The organism is Saccharomonospora iraqiensis subsp. paurometabolica YIM 90007, assembly GCF_000231035.2.
GTDB lineage: Bacteria > Actinomycetota > Actinomycetes > Mycobacteriales > Pseudonocardiaceae > Saccharomonospora > Saccharomonospora paurometabolica.
In genome coordinates, this window is record NZ_KI912254.1 from 34,491 (window position 1) to 53,634 (window position 19,144).

18 protein-coding genes and 1 pseudogene are annotated in these 19,144 nt (G+C 73.0%); 9 read left to right on the forward strand and 10 right to left on the reverse strand.

Annotated features, from left to right (window positions below):
- Positions 1–542: pseudogene (locus SACPADRAFT_RS30030) on the forward strand (hypothetical protein); the annotation flags it as partial.
- Between the two features lie 59 nt (positions 543–601).
- Here SACPADRAFT_RS30030 and SACPADRAFT_RS0218115 read toward each other — a convergent pair.
- Positions 602–1,888, reverse strand: a complete 1,287-nt coding sequence (locus SACPADRAFT_RS0218115; protein ID WP_084258499.1) for a helix-turn-helix domain-containing protein — start codon at positions 1,886–1,888, stop codon at positions 602–604.
- 512 nt (positions 1,889–2,400) lie between these two features.
- Here SACPADRAFT_RS0218115 and SACPADRAFT_RS0218125 point away from each other — a divergent pair.
- Positions 2,401–3,477 carry a JmjC domain-containing protein gene (locus SACPADRAFT_RS0218125; protein ID WP_084258502.1) on the forward strand — a complete coding sequence of 359 codons (1,077 nt, stop codon included), beginning with the start codon at positions 2,401–2,403 and terminating at the stop codon, positions 3,475–3,477.
- Positions 3,450–4,364 carry an aldo/keto reductase gene (locus tag SACPADRAFT_RS30795; protein ID WP_267880017.1) on the forward strand — a complete coding sequence of 305 codons (915 nt, stop codon included), beginning with the start codon at positions 3,450–3,452 and terminating at the stop codon, positions 4,362–4,364. The genes SACPADRAFT_RS0218125 and SACPADRAFT_RS30795 overlap by 28 nt, the downstream gene beginning before the upstream one ends.
- Here SACPADRAFT_RS30795 and SACPADRAFT_RS31665 read toward each other — a convergent pair.
- On the reverse strand, positions 4,250–5,098 hold the full coding sequence (locus SACPADRAFT_RS31665; RefSeq protein ID WP_007024135.1) for a hypothetical protein: 849 nt from the start codon (positions 5,096–5,098) through the stop codon (positions 4,250–4,252). The two genes, SACPADRAFT_RS30795 and SACPADRAFT_RS31665, sit on opposite strands and share 115 nt — an antisense overlap.
- Positions 5,099–5,243: 145 nt before the next feature.
- Between SACPADRAFT_RS31665 and SACPADRAFT_RS30040 the strand changes: the two genes are divergently transcribed.
- Positions 5,244–5,672, forward strand: coding sequence for an Lsr2 dimerization domain-containing protein (locus SACPADRAFT_RS30040; RefSeq protein ID WP_007024136.1), 429 nt, complete (start codon positions 5,244–5,246; stop codon positions 5,670–5,672).
- Positions 5,673–5,725: 53 nt separating this feature from the next.
- On the opposite strand, the gene SACPADRAFT_RS0218145 is transcribed toward SACPADRAFT_RS30040, so the two are convergent.
- From SACPADRAFT_RS0218145 to SACPADRAFT_RS0218155, 3 genes are read right to left on the reverse strand one after another with little or no spacing between them, the layout of a single operon-like run.
- Positions 5,726–7,123 carry an NAD(P)(+) transhydrogenase (Re/Si-specific) subunit beta gene (locus SACPADRAFT_RS0218145; RefSeq protein WP_007024137.1) on the reverse strand — a complete coding sequence of 466 codons (1,398 nt, stop codon included), beginning with the start codon at positions 7,121–7,123 and terminating at the stop codon, positions 5,726–5,728.
- The gene (locus SACPADRAFT_RS28580; protein WP_007024138.1) at positions 7,120–7,470 is read right to left on the reverse strand and encodes an NAD(P) transhydrogenase subunit alpha part 2; all 351 of its coding nucleotides are present in this window, start codon (positions 7,468–7,470) and stop codon (positions 7,120–7,122) included. Before SACPADRAFT_RS28580 ends, SACPADRAFT_RS0218145 begins: the two co-directional genes overlap by 4 nt.
- The gene (locus SACPADRAFT_RS0218155) at positions 7,470–8,681 is read right to left on the reverse strand and encodes an NAD(P)(+) transhydrogenase (Re/Si-specific) subunit alpha (protein WP_007024139.1); all 1,212 of its coding nucleotides are present in this window, start codon (positions 8,679–8,681) and stop codon (positions 7,470–7,472) included. Before SACPADRAFT_RS0218155 ends, SACPADRAFT_RS28580 begins: the two co-directional genes overlap by 1 nt.
- A gap of 124 nt (positions 8,682–8,805) precedes the next feature.
- On the opposite strand from SACPADRAFT_RS0218155, the gene SACPADRAFT_RS0218160 reads away from it, so the two are divergent.
- Positions 8,806–9,216, forward strand: a complete 411-nt coding sequence (locus SACPADRAFT_RS0218160; protein WP_007024140.1) for a secondary thiamine-phosphate synthase enzyme YjbQ — start codon at positions 8,806–8,808, stop codon at positions 9,214–9,216.
- A 43-nt stretch (positions 9,217–9,259) separates the two neighbouring features.
- Here SACPADRAFT_RS0218160 and SACPADRAFT_RS0218165 read toward each other — a convergent pair whose 3' ends face one another.
- The gene (locus SACPADRAFT_RS0218165) at positions 9,260–10,267 is read right to left on the reverse strand and encodes a DUF8017 domain-containing protein (protein ID WP_007024141.1); all 1,008 of its coding nucleotides are present in this window, start codon (positions 10,265–10,267) and stop codon (positions 9,260–9,262) included.
- A gap of 10 nt (positions 10,268–10,277) precedes the next feature.
- Positions 10,278–12,026 carry a proline--tRNA ligase gene (locus tag SACPADRAFT_RS0218170; protein WP_007024142.1) on the reverse strand — a complete coding sequence of 583 codons (1,749 nt, stop codon included), beginning with the start codon at positions 12,024–12,026 and terminating at the stop codon, positions 10,278–10,280.
- A 224-nt stretch (positions 12,027–12,250) separates the two neighbouring features.
- On the opposite strand from SACPADRAFT_RS0218170, the gene yaaA reads away from it, so the two are divergent.
- Positions 12,251–13,000 carry a peroxide stress protein YaaA gene (yaaA, locus tag SACPADRAFT_RS0218175; RefSeq protein WP_028662559.1) on the forward strand — a complete coding sequence of 250 codons (750 nt, stop codon included), beginning with the start codon at positions 12,251–12,253 and terminating at the stop codon, positions 12,998–13,000.
- A 290-nt stretch (positions 13,001–13,290) separates the two neighbouring features.
- Positions 13,291–14,586, forward strand: a complete 1,296-nt coding sequence (locus tag SACPADRAFT_RS28585; RefSeq protein ID WP_007024144.1) for a DEAD/DEAH box helicase — start codon at positions 13,291–13,293, stop codon at positions 14,584–14,586.
- A 119-nt stretch (positions 14,587–14,705) separates the two neighbouring features.
- On the opposite strand, the gene SACPADRAFT_RS0218185 is transcribed toward SACPADRAFT_RS28585, so the two are convergent.
- On the reverse strand, positions 14,706–15,410 hold the full coding sequence (locus tag SACPADRAFT_RS0218185) for a PIG-L deacetylase family protein (protein ID WP_040924570.1): 705 nt from the start codon (positions 15,408–15,410) through the stop codon (positions 14,706–14,708).
- 191 nt (positions 15,411–15,601) lie between these two features.
- Here SACPADRAFT_RS0218185 and SACPADRAFT_RS0218190 point away from each other — a divergent pair, with 191 nt between their 5' ends.
- Positions 15,602–16,801: an 8-amino-7-oxononanoate synthase gene (locus SACPADRAFT_RS0218190; RefSeq protein WP_007024146.1), complete on the forward strand. Its 1,200-nt coding sequence runs from the start codon at positions 15,602–15,604 to the stop codon at positions 16,799–16,801.
- 36 nt (positions 16,802–16,837) lie between these two features.
- Here the strand turns inward: SACPADRAFT_RS0218190 and SACPADRAFT_RS0218195 are convergent, their stop codons facing one another.
- Together SACPADRAFT_RS0218195 and SACPADRAFT_RS0218200 are read right to left on the reverse strand one after the other, a co-directional pair.
- Complete coding sequence (locus SACPADRAFT_RS0218195) at positions 16,838–17,287, reverse strand: GNAT family N-acetyltransferase (protein ID WP_157577219.1); 450 nt, start codon at positions 17,285–17,287, stop codon at positions 16,838–16,840.
- 117 nt (positions 17,288–17,404) lie between these two features.
- The gene (locus tag SACPADRAFT_RS0218200) at positions 17,405–18,262 is read right to left on the reverse strand and encodes a S1 family peptidase (protein WP_007024148.1); all 858 of its coding nucleotides are present in this window, start codon (positions 18,260–18,262) and stop codon (positions 17,405–17,407) included.
- A gap of 107 nt (positions 18,263–18,369) precedes the next feature.
- Between SACPADRAFT_RS0218200 and SACPADRAFT_RS28590 the strand changes: the two genes are divergently transcribed.
- Positions 18,370–19,144: cobyric acid synthase (locus tag SACPADRAFT_RS28590; protein WP_007024149.1), on the forward strand; the 775-nt coding region annotated here is incomplete at its 3' end.

The following is a 19,144-nucleotide window of genomic DNA, read 5'->3' on the forward strand; positions in this document are numbered from 1 at the left end:
CCACCGTCTGGGTCGCGGCCACGGCGGGGCGGGACGGCGAGGCCCCCGCCGCGGGACCGGAGGGGACGCCGGGCGGACCCGCGCACTCCTCCGCGGAACTCCCGGTGGACGGGCTGCGGTTCGACGCCGTGGCCACCGAACAGCGGGACGACTGCCGGGATCCGCGGGCGGTGGGCGATCTCCGGGACTTCCTGCGCGAGCACGGCTGCACCCGCCTGCACCGGGGCAGCTACGAGACGGTCGTGGGCGAGCGCGGGGTCGCGGTGTCCGTGGCCACCGTGACCCTCCGGGACGACGCCGTGGCCGCGGACTTCCACGAGCTGGCGACGGCCCCGGGCAGCGGCATGCTCGTCGACATCGGCACCCAGACCGGCCGGTGGCGGGGCGCGGAACCCGAGTTCGCACACGCCACCTTCGACACGGCCCGCAAGGACCGGACGGTACGACTGGTCCTGACCGACGCGCTCGACGGCGCGGCGGACGCCGACGACCCGGCCCAGGTTCGCGCGGCCGAGGCGGCCCTGTCCGCCCCGCTCGGCTGACGACGGAGCGTGCCCGCCAGGGCGGTAGCTGACTGTTGTGCGAGCGACTGGGGGCGTTCCTACAGGATGACGTGCGCGCGCCGGGCAAGTCCCCCCAGTTCGGGCATGCCACCGCGCTGGGGCGAGGCGGCCAGTGAGCTGATCAGCCGTCGCGCCGAGCTGCGTGTGTGGACTTCGCCGGGAGCGTGGTGCTCAGCGAGCAGGAGAGCTCGGTGAGCCCGATCGTCGTGGCCGTGCTGCTGCCACACCATCGCGAGGTCGACCAGGTAGCGGCCCTTGCGTTCGGTCGTGGGCAGCGCGTCGAGGCGAACTTGGCGGGCCGCCTCCAGCGCGGTGGCGGAATCACCCAACTTGTAGGCGCTGCTGATCTGGTGCGCCAGGGCGTAGTCGCGCGCCTGCTGTAGCTGGTGGTGGTCGCTGACCTGGGTGGCCACGGTGGCTGCTTCCCGGTAGCACTCCACCGAGCGGTCCCGGTCACCTCGGATGGCTGCTGCGTATCCCGCCACGCACCACAGCTCGACCGCGTGCCGCCATGTGGCCGGAAGATCCTGTCGGGTGAGCGGAAGATCCTCGATCGCGCGGATACCGACGCGTTCGGCCTGCTCGTAGTCACCTATGCGGCGTGCCGCGGTGGACAACACCCGCCGGGCCTGTGCGAGCACCAGAGGATCGTCGGCCTGTTGCGCCCGGTGGACGGCACGGTCGGCTGCCATCGGCTGCAACCCGGAGACCAGCAGTTTCGCCAGGGCGTGCGCGGCGAGCTGGTAGCTCGTTGAGGTCAGCGCGGCGGTTTCTGCCGTCGGTGTGGCGGCCATGCTCGCCTCAGCAGTGGAGATCAGCCGCGGGAGTTCGTCGGAGAGCCACACGTAGCGGCACGCGTTGTATCCGGCTTGCGCCCGTTCGAGTCGTGCCCGCAAGTCGGCCGTCGGCATCGGTGCGGTATTGGTGCCGGTGCTGACGAACAGGCAGGTGGAAAGCCGTCTTTCCAGCAGAGCTGCTGGGTCCGGCTCGTCAGCCGCAGCAGGTCGGGTGAACGCGGCCGCGACACCGAACGCGCTGGCCGCGCCGAGGAATGCACGACGGTCCACCGGATCCTCCGAGTTGCGGTTGTGCAGGTTGGAACCAACGGTAGGCGGTCGGTCATCCAGTCCGAACATCGATGGTGCCACGCCGAGGACCTCAGCGAGCTGACGCAGAACAGCGACGTCTCGGATCGGTTGTGCCCCGGTTTCTGCCCTTGACACCCGCGTCTTGGTATAGCCGAGGCGTTGCCCCAGCTCGTGTTGAGTCCAGCCTTTTGCCCGTCGGGCCTGCCTGATCAGTTTTCCGCTGTCCGCCTGCTGCATGTGCACCTCCAGTAACCGATTACGGCTCAACGTAGCGACCCTGGGTGCAGAGCAAGCCGAGATTCCTGATCGGCAACTGAAGTGCGCAGTCGGCACAGCAGGTTCCGGCACCACCCGACGTGCGGTTACCTGGAACCCGCCATCAGTCGGGCATCACGGAGAAGGACGAAGGAGGTGATCAGCGATGGAGGACGACCTGCTGTTGAGCGTGGAGCGGTTGCACCAGGCGCAGAACCGCGACCGAATGGCGATGGCCTCGGACGGCAACGATTCCGGCGAGACCAGGGATCCGGCCTGAGCCACTGCCTCCCAGTCAGGGTGCGGGCTCTTGGATCGGTCGCCGTTTTCCAGTCTCGAGCCCGCACCCTGTCACCGCCCACTTACCGCTTCTTTTCGTGTGGAGGGTTCTCGTGCATCTTCGTTTCGTTCGCGATCTCGAGCAGGCACTGGTCTGGGACCACCCCGCCGAACTAGGCCGAACCTTCGCTCGAGGCGCCCTGCCGAATCCCGAGGTGGCCCCTCGGCTGCTCACCCCGCATCGGCTGCTGGACCTGCTGTCGTGGCGGTCAGTGGACTTTCCGCAGATCCGCGTGTTGCAGGACGGCGTCGACGTGCACACCCGGAGCTATCTGACCAGCCGCACCAGCCGCCGAGGCCAGTCGGTGCCCATCGCGGACACCGAGAAACTGGGTGTTCTGCTGGGGGACGGGGCACAGGTCATCGTCGACGCCCTCAACCACCTCGACCCGACGCTGGAAACAGCATGCCGGGCGTTGAAGTGGTGGTGCGACATGCCCGTGCAGGTCAACACCTACCTGACCACCGGAAACACCGCCGGGTTCGACCTGCACTGGGATGACCACCCGACCGTGATCGTGCAGATCGCCGGCTCCAAACAGTGGGAAGTGCGCGGCCCGTCGCGGCTGGCACCCTTGTACCGGGACACCGGCCCCAACACCGAACCCCCTGATGAAGTCGTGTGGTCCGGTGCGCTGCGGGCCGGCGAGGTCATCAGCATTCCGCGCGGCTGGTGGCACAGCGCCACCCGCACCGACCACGACGACGACCGGCTCTCACTGCACCTCACGTTCGGCATGACGCCGCACACCGGCATCGACTGGATCTCCTGGCTGGGCGACCTGGCCCGCGACGACGAACGATTCCGCCACGACCTCGGGCCCGGCACCGACCACGCGGCACTCACCGCGGCACTCGCCGAGCTGGCCGGTGAGAACAGCCCCACGGACTACCTCGTCCACCGACGGCAGACCGATGTCCGCCCCCGGCGCAGCGTGACCGGTGGCGCGTTCGGCGCACCGGAGAAGCTGGTGTGCACCACGCCGTTCGCCCCGGAGATCGTTGAAACCAGCGAGGCCGTGACCGTGACCGCGGCAGGTCGGCATCTGCGCTTCGCCCCCGCTGCGGCCCAGTGCGTACGGCTGCTGCTGTCCGGCCGCCCTGTCGATCTCGCCGACGCCGTCACCACCACCGGCGTGGACGCCCACACACTCGGCGCCGTCCTCTTGGAGGAGGGACTGTGCACGGAAGCCACCCCGGCCTTGTGCTCGGCCTACACCGCACTCGACTAACCCCCGAGCTGCTGCGCGCAGCACTCACGTTCGGCGTGACCACGGTGGACACCGCGCCGCACTACCAACGCGGCACCGCCCACCGGCAACTCGTCCACACCGCCGGGAACCTTCTTGATCGTTTCGCGGTGTGCACGAAGATCGGCTACCACCACAACACCGCAACCGGTACGAGCATGCACAGCCTGGCCCCGCAGCAGCTCCGCACCGCCGCCGCGACCGCAGGGCGGAGCCTGCACCAGCCGCCGGCGGTGTTGTGGCTGCACAACCCCGAACGCAGCCTGACCGGCCTCCCGTTGCAATCCGCCGCCGAGCGACTCACCCGGGCCGCAGAGATCCTCACCCACGCGGTGGAACGGGGATGGTGCCACAGCTGGGGCATCGCCACCTGGAACCCGGAACAGATTCTCCCCGCAGTCGCCGCAACCCGCGGTGACTGGCCCAGACCGGGGCTGATCATGGCCCGCTCGGGGCTACTGGCGCCCGCACGGGTCCTCACCGCGGCCGAACACCTCGCGGCGCACTGCCAAGCCAGACTGTGGGGGATGAGCCCGTTCGGCGGCGACACCCAAGATCCCGTCTGGCGCGAGGTCGACCCACGCCGGTTTCTCACCCCAGGACAGGAGTGCACCCGGTGGCAAGCCGCGTTGCGCCTGGCGCTCGCCGTACCGGACCGAGTGGAACGGATCGCCGTCGGGGCCAGCACACCTTCCCACCTCGCCGAACTGCTCACCGCCCCCGACCTCGCCGTCAACACCCAGGTGGTGACGTCCTATCGGACGCTGCTGGAGCGGCGCAGCGCGGCGGAAACCTCGTCGGCGGCGTGTTCGGCCGGTGCCCGCAGTGGCTCACCGTCCGGAAGCGCCAACAGTGGGACCAAACTGTAGGCCCTGCACAGCAGCCCCTGCCTGCTGTGCAGGTAGGGGGCGAACTCGACCAGGCACCGCTGCGCCACGTCGGGCGCGGCCAGGGAATCAGCCCACAGCCGGGCGTGGTCCACGCCCACGGGTCCGGCCCCGAAATCCTCCCAATCCAACAGGACCAGTTCCGGAGCCGTGAGGTTGGCGAAACCCATATCGCCGTGGAGCCCGCCCCAGGAGCTCACCGTGGTGTCCGCCCCGCCGCCGAACACGGCGGTGATCCGGTCGGTGAACCCCTGCTGATCAACCTTCTGCTGCGGCAACGACACCGCCGTGGTCGCCACCCCGTGCAACGCCCGAACCAGGCCATTCCACCACCGGTCGGACAATCCAGGGTCACTGCGCAGCGTCCCGGCCGGGATCACCGCGCGCTCGGTGACCAGCTCGAGTTCATCGGCCCGCCACACCAGCCCCTCGGCCTCCCAGCGCACACCGCGATACCACCCGGGCCGGGGAACGCCCGCCAACGCGGACGCAGCCACCACACCAGGCACCCGCTCCACCGCGGGATCACCAGCCGGCCACAGTTGAAGCCGCACCCACGTCCCCGCCTCCGACGGCGCCCCCCACGTCCGACGTTTCACCACCGCCCGCGAGGTGTCCAGCCGCACCCCCAGCTCGGCCTCCACCCGTGCCACGGCACCAGGGCATCCCACCCGCCGCAGATCCGGCACCACACCCCCGGTCCCCTTGTTGTTCATGTGTTGTCCTCCAGGCCGATGTTGAGGGAGTTGGCGGTCCACGGGGCGGCGTGCCCGCCGGGCGTGGGCGCGACCCCGGAGCGGCGACGGGTTCGGACGTCCTATCCTGTCGCCGCACGTGGTCGGCAAGGATTCGGAGGTCACGGTGGCCAGGAGTACGGCGGTCCGCACGGTCGACGACATCACCGGCGAGCTCGCGGCCGAGACCGTCCGGTTCGCCCTCGACGGTGTCGAGTACGACATCGACCTCACCGCCGACAACGCGGAGGCCCTGCGCACCGTCCTGGAACGCTACCTCGACCGCGGCAGGCGCACCGGGGGACGCAAACTCCCTCCCCGCAGGGTCGGTCGGCGGGACGGGCCGCGGGCGCGGCGGTCGGTCGCGCGCGGGAACGACGCCGCCGCGGAGCCCGCTCCGGTGGCCGCCGGGTCGGTGCCCGGCCAGCGTCGGGACGCCGGGGTGCCGCGGACCGACGGGCGGGGGGAACGGTCCGACACGGGAACGGAGCAGCAGTCCGCCGTCCGGCGGGAGGCGATCGCCGTGCCGCAGGTGATGTTCTCGGCCGCGCCCTAGCGCCGCCGCCCGTGGGCACCGCCGCCCCCGTGGCACCGCCACCGTCCCCCGCGTCACAGGGCCTTGAGTTCCTCCACGACGGCGCCCACCGATTCCTTCGCGTCGCCGAAGAGCAGGCTGGTGCGGGGGTCGACGAACAGTGCGTTGTCCACCCCCGCGAAGCCGGAGCCCATCGAGCGTTTCAGCACGATGACCGACCGGCAGGCGTCCACCGCCAGAATCGGCATCCCGTAGATGGGCGAATCGGGGTCGGTGCGGGCCGCCGGGTTGGTGACGTCGTTGGCGCCGATCACCAGGGCGACGTCGGTCCGGGCGAGCAGGGAGTTGCTCTCCTCCAGGTCCTTGAGCGCGTCGTAGGGCACGTCCGCCTCGGCGAGCAGGACATTCATGTGTCCCGGCATCCGGCCCGCCACCGGATGCACCGCGTAGAACACCTCGGTGCCCGAGGAGCGCAGCAGGTCCGCCATCTCCCGCACGGCGTGTTGCGCCTGGGCGACCGCCATGCCGTAGCCCGGCACCACGGCCACCCGGCCGGCGTAGGCGAGCTGGATCGCGACGTCGGCCGCGTCGGTGCTGCGCACGGTGCCGGTCCCGCCCGCGGCGCCGGCGCCCACGGCCGCTGTCCCCGCTCCTGCCCCACCGAGCCCGCCCAGCAGGATCGACGTCACGAAGCGGTTCATCGCCCTGGCCATGAGGTTGGTCAGGATCGAACCGGAGGCGCCGACGAGCATGCCCGCCACGATCAGCGCGGTGTTGTCGAGCGCGAGCCCCATCGCGGCGGCCGACAGGCCCGTCGCCGCGTTGAGCAGGGAGATCACCACGGGCATGTCGGCCCCGCCGATCGGCAGGACCAGCAGCACACCGAAGAACGCGGACGCCACCAGCACACCCACGATGAGCCAGCCGGACGTGCCGCCCGCGGCCACCACCACGACGTAGGCGAGCGCGGCGGCCAGCGCCAGCGCCGTCACGGGCCGGTGGACCGCGCCGAGCCCGAGCGGGCGCGGGGAGATCAACTCCTGGAGCTTGCCGAACGCCACCAACGATCCCCAGAACGAGATCGACCCGACGAGCGCGGCGAACAGCGAGGCGACGGCGACGTGCAGGGGTTCGACCACGTACCCGGCCGTGTCCCGGAACTCCGCCCAGGCGATCAGGGCGACGGCGCCACCGCCGACACCGTTGAACAGCGCCACCATCTGCGGCATCGCGGTCATCCGGACGCGGCGGGCCGCGGGAACACCCACCACCGTGCCGAGCACGAGGCCCAGCGCGATGAGCCACCAGTCCCCCATACCGGGCAGCAACAGTGTCGAGACGACGGCGACCGCCATGCCCGCCGCCGCCAGCCGGTTGCCGCGCACCGCCGTCCGCGGGCCGGTCAGCCCCATCAGGCCGAGGACGAACAGCGAGAAGGCGATGATGTAGCCCACCGCGACGACCGACGTCATGTCCGGGGCCCCTCCCGTCCGTCCCGGCCGGGCCCCTCGCGGTCCGGTCCGCCCTCCGGTCCGCCCCGGCCGGACCCGCGTTTGAACATGCCCAGCATCCGGTCGGTGACGAGGAAACCGCCGACCACGTTGATCGTGCCGAAGGCGATCGCCAGCACGAGCAGGATCCGGTTGAACACCCCCTCGGTGCCCAGCCCGAGCACGATCAGCGCACCGAGCAGCACGATGCCGTGGATCGCGTTCGTGCCCGACATCAGGGGCGTGTGCAGGGTGTTCGGCACCTTCGACAACACGACGAAGCCGAGGAAACCGGCGAGCACGAGGATCGCGAGGTTCTGCAGCAGCATCACTCGGCCTCCCTGTCGGTCGTGTCGGTCGTGTCGGACGTGCCGTTGGTGCCGGGCGTGCCGGTCGTACCGCCCGCACCGCTGCTGCCGCCGGGGAGGGTGTCCGCCCCCGCGACGCACGTCGCCGCGAGGATCTCGTCGGACAGGTCGGGCGCGAGACGCTCGTCGGCGTCCAGCATCAGGTCGAGCAGGTCGACGAGATTGCGCGCGTAGAGCTCGCTGGCGTGCACCGGCAGCTCGGCGGGCAGGTTGCGCGGGGCGGAGACGGTGACGTCGTGCACGACGACGTCGGCCCCCGGCCGGGTCAGCTCGCAGTTGCCGCCGGTCTCCCCCGCCAGGTCCACCACCACGCTGCCGGGTCGCATCCCCCGCACGGCCTCGGCGGTCACCAGCACCGGCGCCCGGCGTCCGGGCACCAGGGCGGTGGTGACGACCACGTCGAACCCGGTGATCGCCTCGGTCAGCCGCTGCTGCTGGGTGGCACGTTCGTCGTCGGACAACTCCCGGGCGTAGCCGCCCTCCCCCGCCGCCTCGACCCCCAGGTCGAGCCACCGCGCCCCGACGGAGGCCACCTGCTCGGACACCTCGGGACGCACGTCGTAGCCGGTCGTGGCCGCGCCCAGCCGCTTGGCCGTCGCCAGTGCCTGCAACCCCGCGACCCCGGCCCCGAGCACCAGCACCGAGGCCGGCGGGACCGTGCCCGCCGCCGTGGTCAGCATGGGGAAGAACCGGGGAAGCAGGTCGGCGGCCCGCAGCACCGCCCGGTAGCCGGCGACGCCCGCCTGAGAGGAGAGCGCGTCCATCGACTGCGCCCGGGAGATCCGCGGCACCGCCTCGACCGCGAACGCCCGTACCCCGGCCTCCTCCAGTGCCGCGAGCGTGCCCGTGTCGGACCACGGTGCGAGGAACCCGATCAGCACCGTCCCCGGGCGGAGTCTGCCGACCTCGTCGGGGGTGGGGGGTGCCACCGTGAGCACGACGTCGCAGCCCCGGGCGTCCCCGATCTCCGCGCCGGCGTCGGTGTAGGCCTCGTCGGTGAACCACGCGCCCGCGCCCGCGCCCCGCTCACACACCACCCGCAGGCCACGCCGGGTGAGCCGCTCGACGGCCCGTGGGACCAACGCGACCCGGCGTTCCCCGTCCCGGCTCTCGGCGACCACCCCGACCCGCGGCGGTGTTTCCGTCGCGGGCGCCGGCTGGGTCTCGGCCACGGGCGTCCTCCTCGGCGCGGTGCGGCGATTGGACCTGCTCTGCCCGTCACGGTATTCACTCCCGGTGCTCCGTGCCAGCGCACGACCTCGGCCGTGCCCGGACGGACCCGCTACGGTCGTCGGTATGCACACCACGGAAATCGAGGTGTCCACCGGCGGCCGCGCCGTGGTCCACGACCTCACCGGGGAGATCCGGCGGTTCCTGTCCACCACCGACGCGGGTGACGGGCTGCTGCACGTCTGGGTGCCGCACGCGACGGCCGGGCTGGCGATCCTGGAGACCGGCGCGGGCAGCGACGACGACCTGCTGGCCGCGCTCGACGACCTGCTGCCCCGGGACGACCGCTGGCGGCACCGGCACGGCAGCAGCGGCCACGGCCGGGATCACGTGCTGCCCGCGTTCCTCCCGCCGTATGCGAGCGTGCCCGTGCTGGGCGGGTCACCCGCCCTGGGGACGTGGCAGTCGATCTGCCTGGTCGACACGAACATCGACAACACCACCCGGACGGTGCGGCTGAGCCACCTGCCCGGGTAAGTGCACCGGCACCGGCACACCCCGTCGCCCACCGGCCGGGTGCTCACCCGGTGGGGGTGACCGTGTGCCGGTCCTCCGCGGCGACCCAGCGCAGCGATTCGAGGACGCGGACGAGGTCGTCCCGGGTGGGGTCGGCCCGGGTGCCCTGCCCGGCGTAGACCACCAGCACGGGCGGTCGGCCCGGGCCGTCCGCGCCCGCGACCGGGGTGACCGCCAGTGCCCCCACCAGGGCCGTCTCCGGCAGGCAGGGGTCGTCGCCCCGCACGGTCACCTCGGCCACCCGCAGAGCGGCGTCCTCCGGGTAGCCGTTCATCGACACCGTGGTGGATCGGCGCTCCCCCGGCGCCACTTCCGGCCGCGGTCCCCCGTCCGGGGTGTAGAGGTGCCGGGCCACGGCCGCGGCGAGTTCGTCGGCGGCGTGGGCGGGGTCGGGATCGTCCGCCACGGTCAGCCCGCTGCCCGCCCGGACGCGGTCCGGGTCCGGTGCGCAGTACCCCTCGTCGAGGAAGGCGCTCGTGCTCAACCGGACGTCCGGCAGGCGGGGCTCGTCGACCCATCCGTGCAGGACCGAGGCCGAGGGCGACCACCCGGGCGGGACGTCATAGGCGTACGTGCCCCCGCCCCCCACCACGGGCTGCCACCCGTCCACCGCGGCGGGCACCGACACCTCCGGCTCCGGGGACGGGACGGGACGCGCGCGGGACGGCTCCCCGACGGGCCCGGACGCCCTGCCGCCGTCGTCACCACCGGATTCGCGCACGCCCAGGAAGTAACTCGGCACCCCGATCAGCACCAGGGCGAGCACCGCGCACCCGAAGAGCGCACCCGACGACGCGGGCCGTCGGCCCCGCTCCGTGCTGCCCGACCCGGACGGACCCGCACCCCCGGTGCCGTCCGTACCCGCGTCCGGAGCGGTGAACGGTTCCGTCCGCCACCGCCGCGGGGTCGCGTCACCGGGGTCGGCGGGCTCGTAACCGCCGACCCCGGTGAGCGCGGCCCTGTCCTCGTACCCGAACGGATTATCCGGCTGTCGCCGACGGAACCACCCCATACGGGGGAGGTTACCGGCGCACCAGCTCCAGAAGGTGCGAAACGGCGTCGTCGACGGCGACCTCGTCGCGGTCGCCGGTGGCCCGGTCCTTGACTTCCACCACGCCCTTGGCGAGCCCGCGCCCCACGACCACGATCGTCGGGACGCCGACGAGCTCCGCGTCCGCGAACTTCACCCCGGGCGTGGCCCGGCGGTCGTCGAGCAGCACCCGGACACCGTGCCCGGACAGCTGCTCGGCGAGGCGCTCACCGCCGGCGAACAGCTCCTCGTCCTTGCCCGCCACGACCACGTGCACGTCGGCCGGGGCGATCGAGCGCGGCCAGACCAGCCCGAGGTCGTCGTGGTGCTGTTCGGCCACGGCCGCCACCAAACGGGAGACGCCGATGCCGTAGGAGCCCATCGTGATACGGACCGGCTTCGAGTCGGGGCCGAGCGCGTCGACCTCGAAGGCGTCGGTGTACTTGCGGCCGAGCTGGAAGATGTGCCCGATCTCGATGCCACGGGCGGTGACCAGCTCGCCCTGCCCGTCCGGGGAAGGGTCGCCCTCGCGCACCTCGGCGGCCTCCACGGTGCCGTCCGGGGTGAAGTCCCGCCCGCAGACCAGGTCGACGACGTGGTGGTCGACCTTGTCGGCGCCGGTGATCCAGGCGGTGCCGCGGACGATGCGCGGGTCGACGAGGTAGCGGACCCCGTTCGCGATCAGCGCCTGCGGGCCCACGTAGCCCTTCACCAGGAAGGGGTTCGCGGTGAAGTCGGCCTCCTCCAGCAGCGCCACCTCGGCGGGTTCGAGCGCGGCCTCCAGCCGCTTCATGTCGACCTCGCGGTCGCCCGGGACGCCGACGCCGAGCAGGGTCCACTCGTCCTCGCCGGGCATCCGGGTCTTGACCAGCACGTTCTTCAGGGTGTCCGCTGCGGTGACGGTGCGGCCGAGGTTCGCGTTGTTCAGGAAGTCGACGAGCGTGTCGATGGTGGGGGTGTCCGGGGTGTGGTGCACCTGCGCGGCGGGCTTGTCCGCCACCGACTGCTCCGGCGGGGCGGGGGTGACCACGGCCTCGACGTTGGCGGCGTAGTCGGAGCCGGTGCTGCGGACGTAGGTGTCCTCCCCGCTGTCGGCGAGGGCGAGGAACTCCTCCGACGCCGAGCCGCCCATCGCCCCGGAGGTCGCGGCCACCACGGCGTAGTCGATGCCGAGCCGCTCGAAGATCCGCAGGTAGGCGTCCCGGTGCAGGGTGTAGGAGCGGGCCAGGCCCTCGTCGTCGAGGTCGAACGAGTACGAGTCCTTCATGACGAACTCGCGGCCGCGCAGCAGGCCCGCACGGGGGCGTGCCTCGTCCCGGTACTTGGTCTGGATCTGGTACAGCATCACCGGATAGTCCCGGTAGGAGCTGAACTCGCCCTTGACGGTGAGCGCGAACAGCTCCTCGTGCGTGGGGCCGAGCAGGTAGTCGGCGCCCTTGCGGTCCACGACCCGGAAGACGTTCGGGCCGTACTCGGTCCACCGGCCGGTGGCCTCGTAGGGCTCCTTCGGCAACAGCGCCGGGAACTGGATCTCCTGGGCGCCGATGCCGTCCATCTCCTCGCGGATCACCGCCTCGATGTTGCGCAGCACGCGCAGGCCGAGCGGGAGCCAGGAGTACCCGCCGGGGGCGACCCGGCGCACGTAGCCCGCCCGGACGAGGAGCCGGTGGCTGGGCACCTCGGCGTCGGCCGGATCCTCACGCAGCGTGCGCAGGAACAGCGACGACATCCTGGTGATCACGGTGTTCTCCTTGGCTCGTGTTGCGGCGTGGCGGCTGCTCGTGGTGCGGCGTGGCGACGGAGGCGCCGGGCGCCACGGCGGCGCGGGTGCCCGGCGGGTACCCGCGCGGGGAAAAGCGCTGTTGGACGAAGGGTAGTCAACGCCGCGCGAGCTGCCGCAACCGGTATTTCGCCGCCGGACACCGCCGCCGGACCGGCGCCGGGACGCGGGTTAGGCTCGCGGCCGTGCTCGTGCTGCTCCCCCCGTCCGAGGCCAAGGCCGACGGCGGTGACGGGGCCCCGCTGGACCTGGACGCCCTGTCGCTGCCCGAACTGACCCCGCTGCGCCGCAAGCTGGCCGACGCGCTGGTGGAGCTGGCGGCCGACGTGCCGGCCAGTCTGGCCGCGCTGAAGCTGTCGCAGCGGCAGGCCGGCGAGGTCGCCCGCAACGCGGAACTGTTCTCGGCGCCCACGATGCCCGCCCTGCGCCGCTACACCGGGGTGCTGTACGACGCGCTCGACGTCGACGGCATGGACCGGGCCGACCGGGACCGGGCGGGCCGGCGCCTCGCCGTGGCTTCGGCGCTGTTCGGCGTGGTGCGCGCGGACGACCCGATCCCCGCCTACCGGCTCTCCGGGGCCACCACGCTGCCCGGCCCGGGGTCGTTGCGCGGCCTGTGGCGGCCGGTGCTGGAGCCCGTGCTCGCCGAGCTCGACGAACCCGTGGTGGACCTGCGCTCCGGCCCCTACGCGGCCCTGGCGCGGATCCCGGACGCGATCACCGTGCGGGTGGTCACCGCGGGCACGGAGGACGCCGGGGGACGGCGCGCCACGGTCGGCCACCACAACAAGGCGCACAAGGGCCGCCTGGCCGCCGCCCTCACCCGGGTGCGGGACGAGCCGGAGACCCCCTCCGACGTGCGGGACGCGGCCGTGGCCGCGGGACTCGCCTGCGAACAGGTGGCCGAACGCGAACTGGAGCTCGTCGTCGGGTGACCCTGTCCCGGTCACCCGACCCGTGGGCGTGTGACCACCGCCGCGGCGGCGTCACCCCCGGCGGCACCGGACGGTCCCGGCGCGTGCGGTAGGCTGACCGGGCACCCACGGGATCGACCCGTCGCGCCGCGTGCGGTGCTTTCCCTTTTTCCGAGGGCGCGTTCCCGCGCCGGGTTCGTCCTGGGTGACGCCCACAGTGTTCGCATCGCGGTCCTCCCGCGTGTCGGTATCCGGGCCTCCTTGCGACGTGCCACGTCCGAGGCTCTTCAGGGGCTTTCGAGAGGATTCGAGTGACCACCTCCCTGTCCGACACGACGTCGTTCTCCGACTTCGACCTCCCCGCACCGCTGCAACACTGCCTGCGCCAGGCGGGCATGACCGAGGCGTTCCCCATCCAGGCCGCCACGCTGCCCGACGCCCTCGCGGGCCACGACGTGCTCGGCCGCGCACAGACCGGCTCCGGCAAGACGCTGGCCTTCGGGCTGGCGATGCTCTCCCGGCTGCACGGCGGCAAGGCCGCACCCCGGCGTCCCCGGGCGCTGGTGCTGGTCCCGACGCGCGAACTGGCCATGCAGGTGGCCGACAGCCTCGTCGGGCCCGCCAAGTCGTTGGGCCTGTGGTGCCGCACGGCCGTCGGGGGGATGTCGTTCTCCCGCCAGGCCGAGTCGCTGTCCCGCGGGGTCGACCTGCTCATCGCCACCCCGGGCCGGTTGTCCGACCACGTGCGGCAGGGCACCTGCTCGCTCGACGCCGTGGAGACGGTGACCCTCGACGAGGCCGACCAGATGGCGGACATGGGCTTCCTGCCGCAGGTCCGCGAGCTTCTGGAGCTGACCCCGCGCGACGGGCAGCGCCTGCTGTTCTCGGCGACCCTCGACGGGGCGGTCGGACAGCTCGTGCGGACCTACCTGACCGACCCGGTCACGCACTCCATCGGGGACACCACCACGAACGTCGACACGATGGAGCACCACCTGCTCGAGGTGGACAACCGGGACAAGCAGGACGTCATCACCGAGATCGCCGCCCGCGAGGGGCGCACGATCCTGTTCGTCCGGACCAAGCACCACGTCGACCGGCTCGCCACCCGCCTGCGGGCACGCGGTGTCGCCGCGGGCGCCCTGCACGGCGGCAAGACCCAGGGTCAGCGCAACCGCGTCCTCGGGGACTTCAAGGAGGGCCGGACGCCCGTGCTGGTGGCCACCGACGTGGCCGCCCGCGGCATCCACGTCGACGACGTGAGCCTGGTGCTGCACGTCGACCCGGCCGCCGACCACAAGGACTATCTGCACCGCGCGGGCCGGACGGCACGGGCCGGGGCGTCCGGCACCGTGGTCACGGTGCTGACCCGGGACCAGCGGCGCACGGTGCGGCGGATGACCGAGAAGGCGGGCGTGCGCCCGACCTACACCGCGGTCCGCCCCGGCGCCGGGGAGCTCTCCGAGATCACCGGCGCACGCACCCCCAGTGAGGTCCCGGTGCCCGAGGCACCCCGCCCCACCCGCCCCCGCAACAGCGGCAGGCCGCCGCGCGGCCGCGCACCCCACCGCCGCACGACCCACCCCCGCACCGGGGCCCGGCACTAGGTTGCCGTGAAGGACTCCTTCGCTGCCTCACACGCAGTGAAGGAGTCCTTCACGGCACCCGGGGCAGGTAGGGAGTCCTTCACGGCACCACCGCGGCCGGGCCGTGGGTGGGGTGTCGGTCAGAGGGTGATGAGTTCGAAGTCGCAGGCCGGGGTGCCGTTGAAGCGGCGGCCCACCCTGGTGGCGTGGGTGCGCAGGAAGTGCTCCACGTCCTGTTCGGACTGGCCGAGCGCCTCCAGGTAGGCGCGGTGCTCCAGCAGGGAGGCCACCGCGCGGTCCAGGGTGTCGCCGATGTCGACGGCGTGCGTGGCGTGCGGGGAGGCGGCCACGGCGATGTAGCGGACGCCGTCCCACGGTTCGAGCCCCTGGGCGAGCAGATCCTGGAACACCCAGCGGTTGCCCGCGTCCCGCACGGCGTCGAGGGCGGCCAGACCGACATGGCGGTGGTCGGCCATGTTCAGCCCGCCGCCGGACCAGGAGTCCCGGTGGTTGATCAGCACGACGAGGTCCGGCCGGTTCCGGCGGATCCCGGCGGCGAGGTCGCGGCGCAGGGGCAGGCCGTACTCGATGACCCCGTCCGGGTGGTCCAGGAACTCCACCCGGTCCACGCCGACGGCGGCCGCCCCCGCGATCTGTTCCCGCTCCCGGAGGGGCCCCGCCTCCTCCGGGCTCATTCCGTCGATCCCCGCCTCGCCCCTGCTGGCGAGCAGATAGCTCACGGTGCGGCCCTCGTCGGTCCACCGCGCCACGGCACCCGACGCGCCGTACTCCATGTCGTCCGGATGGGCCACCACCGCGAGGCCCCGACGCCAGTCCTGCGGCATCGGGTCCAACGACCGTGTGCCCGCCTCCCCGGCTCCGCCCGTGTCCCTGCTCCCCGGTCCGCCTGTGTCCCTGCTCCCCGGTCCGCCTGTGTCCCTGCTCCCCGGTCCGCCTGTGTCCCTGCTCCCGGCTCCGCCCGTGCTGCCGTTCACCCCTACCTCCCTGCTCGGCGCTGGATGCGAGACTGCCAGGTGTGAACACACCCGGTCCAGCGCGCACGGTCCCCCACACGGTCACGCCGCCGGAGGAGGTCTTCGACTGGCTCGACGGTGCGGCCCGGCAGCGGGCCGAGGCGGGACTGGTGCGCAGGCTCGGCGCCCGGCAGGCGGAGCCGGACCAGCTCGACCTCGCGGGCAACGACTACCTCGGGCTCGCCCGGGACAAGCGGGTCGCCGGTGCCGCGGCCGCCGCCGCCCTGCGCTGGGGCGCGGGTGCGACCGGATCCCGGCTCGTCACCGGGACGACCCAGCTGCACGCCGAACTGGAGCAGGACCTCGCCCGCTTCTGCGGCACCGAGGCCGCCCTGGTGTTCTCCTCCGGCTTCACCGCGAATCTGGGCGCGGTGACCGCGTTGACCGGTGCGGAGGCCGCGATCGTCAGCGACCGGCACATCCACGCCTCGCTCATCGAGGGGTGCCGGCTCTCCCGTGCCGACGTGGCCGCCGTCGCGCACCGGGACCCCGCCGCGGTGGAGCACGCGCTGGCCACCCGCCGGAAGGAGCGCGCCCTCGTGGTCACCGACTCGGTGTTCTCCGTGGACGGCGACCTCGCCCCACTGTCCGACCTGCTCGACGTCTGCCGCAGGCACTCGGCCGCGCTGCTGGTGGACGACGCGCACGGGCTCGGGGTGCTCGGTGAGGGGGGCCGGGGCGCCGTCCACGCCGCGGGGCTGGCCGGGGAACCGGACGTGGTCACCACGGTGACCCTGTCGAAGTCGCTCGGTGCCCAGGGCGGCGCCGTCCTCGGCCCGCGCAGGGTGATCCGGCACCTGGTGGACACCGCCCGCAGCTTCATCTTCGACACGGCGCTGTCCCCGGCGAACACCGCCGCCGCCCACACGGCGCTGGGCGTGCTCCGGGACGAACCCGCGCTGGCCGAGCGGGTGCTGACCACGGCCCGCACACTCGCGGAACGGCTCGGCGCCGCCGGTCTGTCGGTCAGCGACCCGGAGGGCGCCGTCGTCTCCGTGCACGCGCCGGGCCCGGAGGACGCGGTCGCGTGGTCGGCGGCGTGCGCCGAACGCGGGGTGCGCGTGGGATGCTTCCGGCCGCCGTCGGTCCCGGACGGGATCTCCCGTCTGCGGCTGACCGCCCGGGCCGACCTCGGCGAGTCCGACCTGGACCACGCGGTCGAGGTGATCACGCAGACCGCTCCCGGTGACGCACGGGGCTGACCGCGCCGCACCGCCCCGGCGGCCCCGCCGCCCGTGTCAGGTGCGCGGGCGGCGCATGGTGACGTGCGGGATGCCGTCCTCGTCGAACTCGTCGCCCTCCACGCGGAACCCGAAGCGCGCGTAGAAACCCGTCGCGTAGGTCTGGGCGTCGAGCACACACTCCGTGTCCCCCACGACGTCCAGCGCCGCGCGCATCAGCCGCGCACCGAGCCCGGTGCCACGCACGCGGGCGGCGGTGCAGACCCGGCCGATGCGGGCCGTGCCGTCCGGATCGCGCAGCACCCGCAGGCACCCCACCGTGGCACCGGGCGCCGCGGCCGGGTCCGCCCCGCCGACGTCTCCCCCGTCGTTGCCGGGCTCACCGTTGCGGGTCCCGCCGGTGACCGCCCGGATGTGCCGGGTGGTCGCGTCGAGGTCCCTGCCGTCCAGCTCCGGGTACGGGCACTCCTGCTCGACCACGAACACGTCGACCCGCAGGCGCAGCATCCCGTACAGCTCGGCCGTGGTCAGCTCGGGGCCGGACCGGCAGGTCAGCACCACCGTGCCCGGGTCCGGCGTCGTCGGATCATCCGCCGCGGCGGCAATCGGCGTCTCGCTCACCCGTCATGGTCTATCAGACCGTCCGAGCTGGTCGGCGTACGCGGCCACCCGGGTGTAGACGCCCGGCCGGTTCGGCTCCCCACAGCCGTCACCCCAGGACACGATCCCGATCACCGTGTCGTCCACCACCAGCGGGCCTCCCGAGTCGCCCTGGCAGGCGTCGATGCCGCCCTCCTCGTGACCCGCGCAGACCATCGTCTCCGCGTCGAACGACCGGAAGATGTCCCCGCACCGGGAGTCGGACACCACCGGCACGTCGGCGGCGAGCAGGTGGCCCGGTTTGGGCCCGTTCTCGTACAGCCTGCCCCAGCCGAGCACGGTCGCCCGGGTGCCCGCCCGGTAGTACTCGGACGTGGTCGCCACGTCGGCCGTGCGGTAGGGCACCCTCTCGTCGAGGGTGAGCACGGCGATGTCGTCGCCACTGAGCGGGTGGTCGTAGCCGGGCGCCACCCAGATGCTCTCCACACCGGCGCGCACACCGTCGACGGAGGACATGTACTCGCGCCCCGCGACCACCCCCAGGGCGGACCTGCGGACCGCGAGCGCGCAGTGCGCCGCGGTCAGCACCGTGTCGGCGGAGAGCAACGCTCCTCCGCAGTACTGGTTCGCCCGGCCGTCCACCAGGTACACCGCGAACGGGTACTCGCGGACGGAGACGTCGTCGCCGCCGACGATCGGCCGCGGCGCGGCCGCCGCCTGGGTGACGGGGGCGGACAGCATCGCGGCGAGCAGGGCCACCACCAGCCCGAGGCGACTCCGGCGCCGTCCCACGGGGCGGTGCCACCGCCTGTCGCCCCGCTGCCCGCCGGTGCCGTCCTGCCGCCGGACGCTGTCCGGCTGTCCGATTCTGCCTCGATGCACGGTGCCCTCTTCCCTCCTGCCGACGGCACCGGACACTCTATGTCAGAGGAATGCACACATGCTGTCACCGAGACGGGTGGAAAACCACCTGGGCTACGGTGTCGGTCATGCGAGGTGGGGTGCTGATCGCGGGGACGACGTCCGACGCGGGCAAGTCGATGGTGACCGCGGGGCTGTGCCGGCTGCTGGCCCGGCGCGGGCTCCGGGTGGCGCCGTTCAAGGCGCAGAACATGTCGAACAACTCGATGGTGTGCCCGGACGGCACGGAGATCGGCCGGGCGCAGTGGGTGCAGGCGGTCGCGGCGGGGGCCACCCCCGAGTCGGCGATGAACCCCGTGCTGCTCAAACCGGGCAGTGACCGGCGCAGTCACGTGGTACTGCGCGGCAGGCCGTGGGGCGAGCTGGGCTCGGCGAACTTCCACGAGGGCAGGCAGGCGCTCGCCGAGGGGGCGCGGACCGCGCTGGCCGAGCTGCGGGACCGGTACGACGTCGTCGTCTGTGAGGGCGCGGGCAGCCCCGCCGAGGTGAACCTGCGGGAGGGCGACTACGTCAACATGGGCCTCGCCCGCGCCGCCGATCTGCCGGTCCTGCTCGTCGGGGACATCGACCGGGGCGGGGTGCTCGCCGCGCTCGCGGGCACCGTCGGCCTGCTCGACCCGGCCGACCAGCGGCACGTGGCCGGATTCCTGATCAACAAGTTCCGCGGCGACGTCGACCTGCTCCGGCCGGGCCTGGACACGGTGACCGGGGTCACCGGCCGGCCGGTCCTCGGGGTGCTGCCCTGGCTGGCCGACGTCTGGCTCGACTCGGAGGACACCCTGGCCGGGGCCACGGTCACCGCCGCCGCGGCCGACCCGGCGTCCGGGGACGCCACCGCGGGGA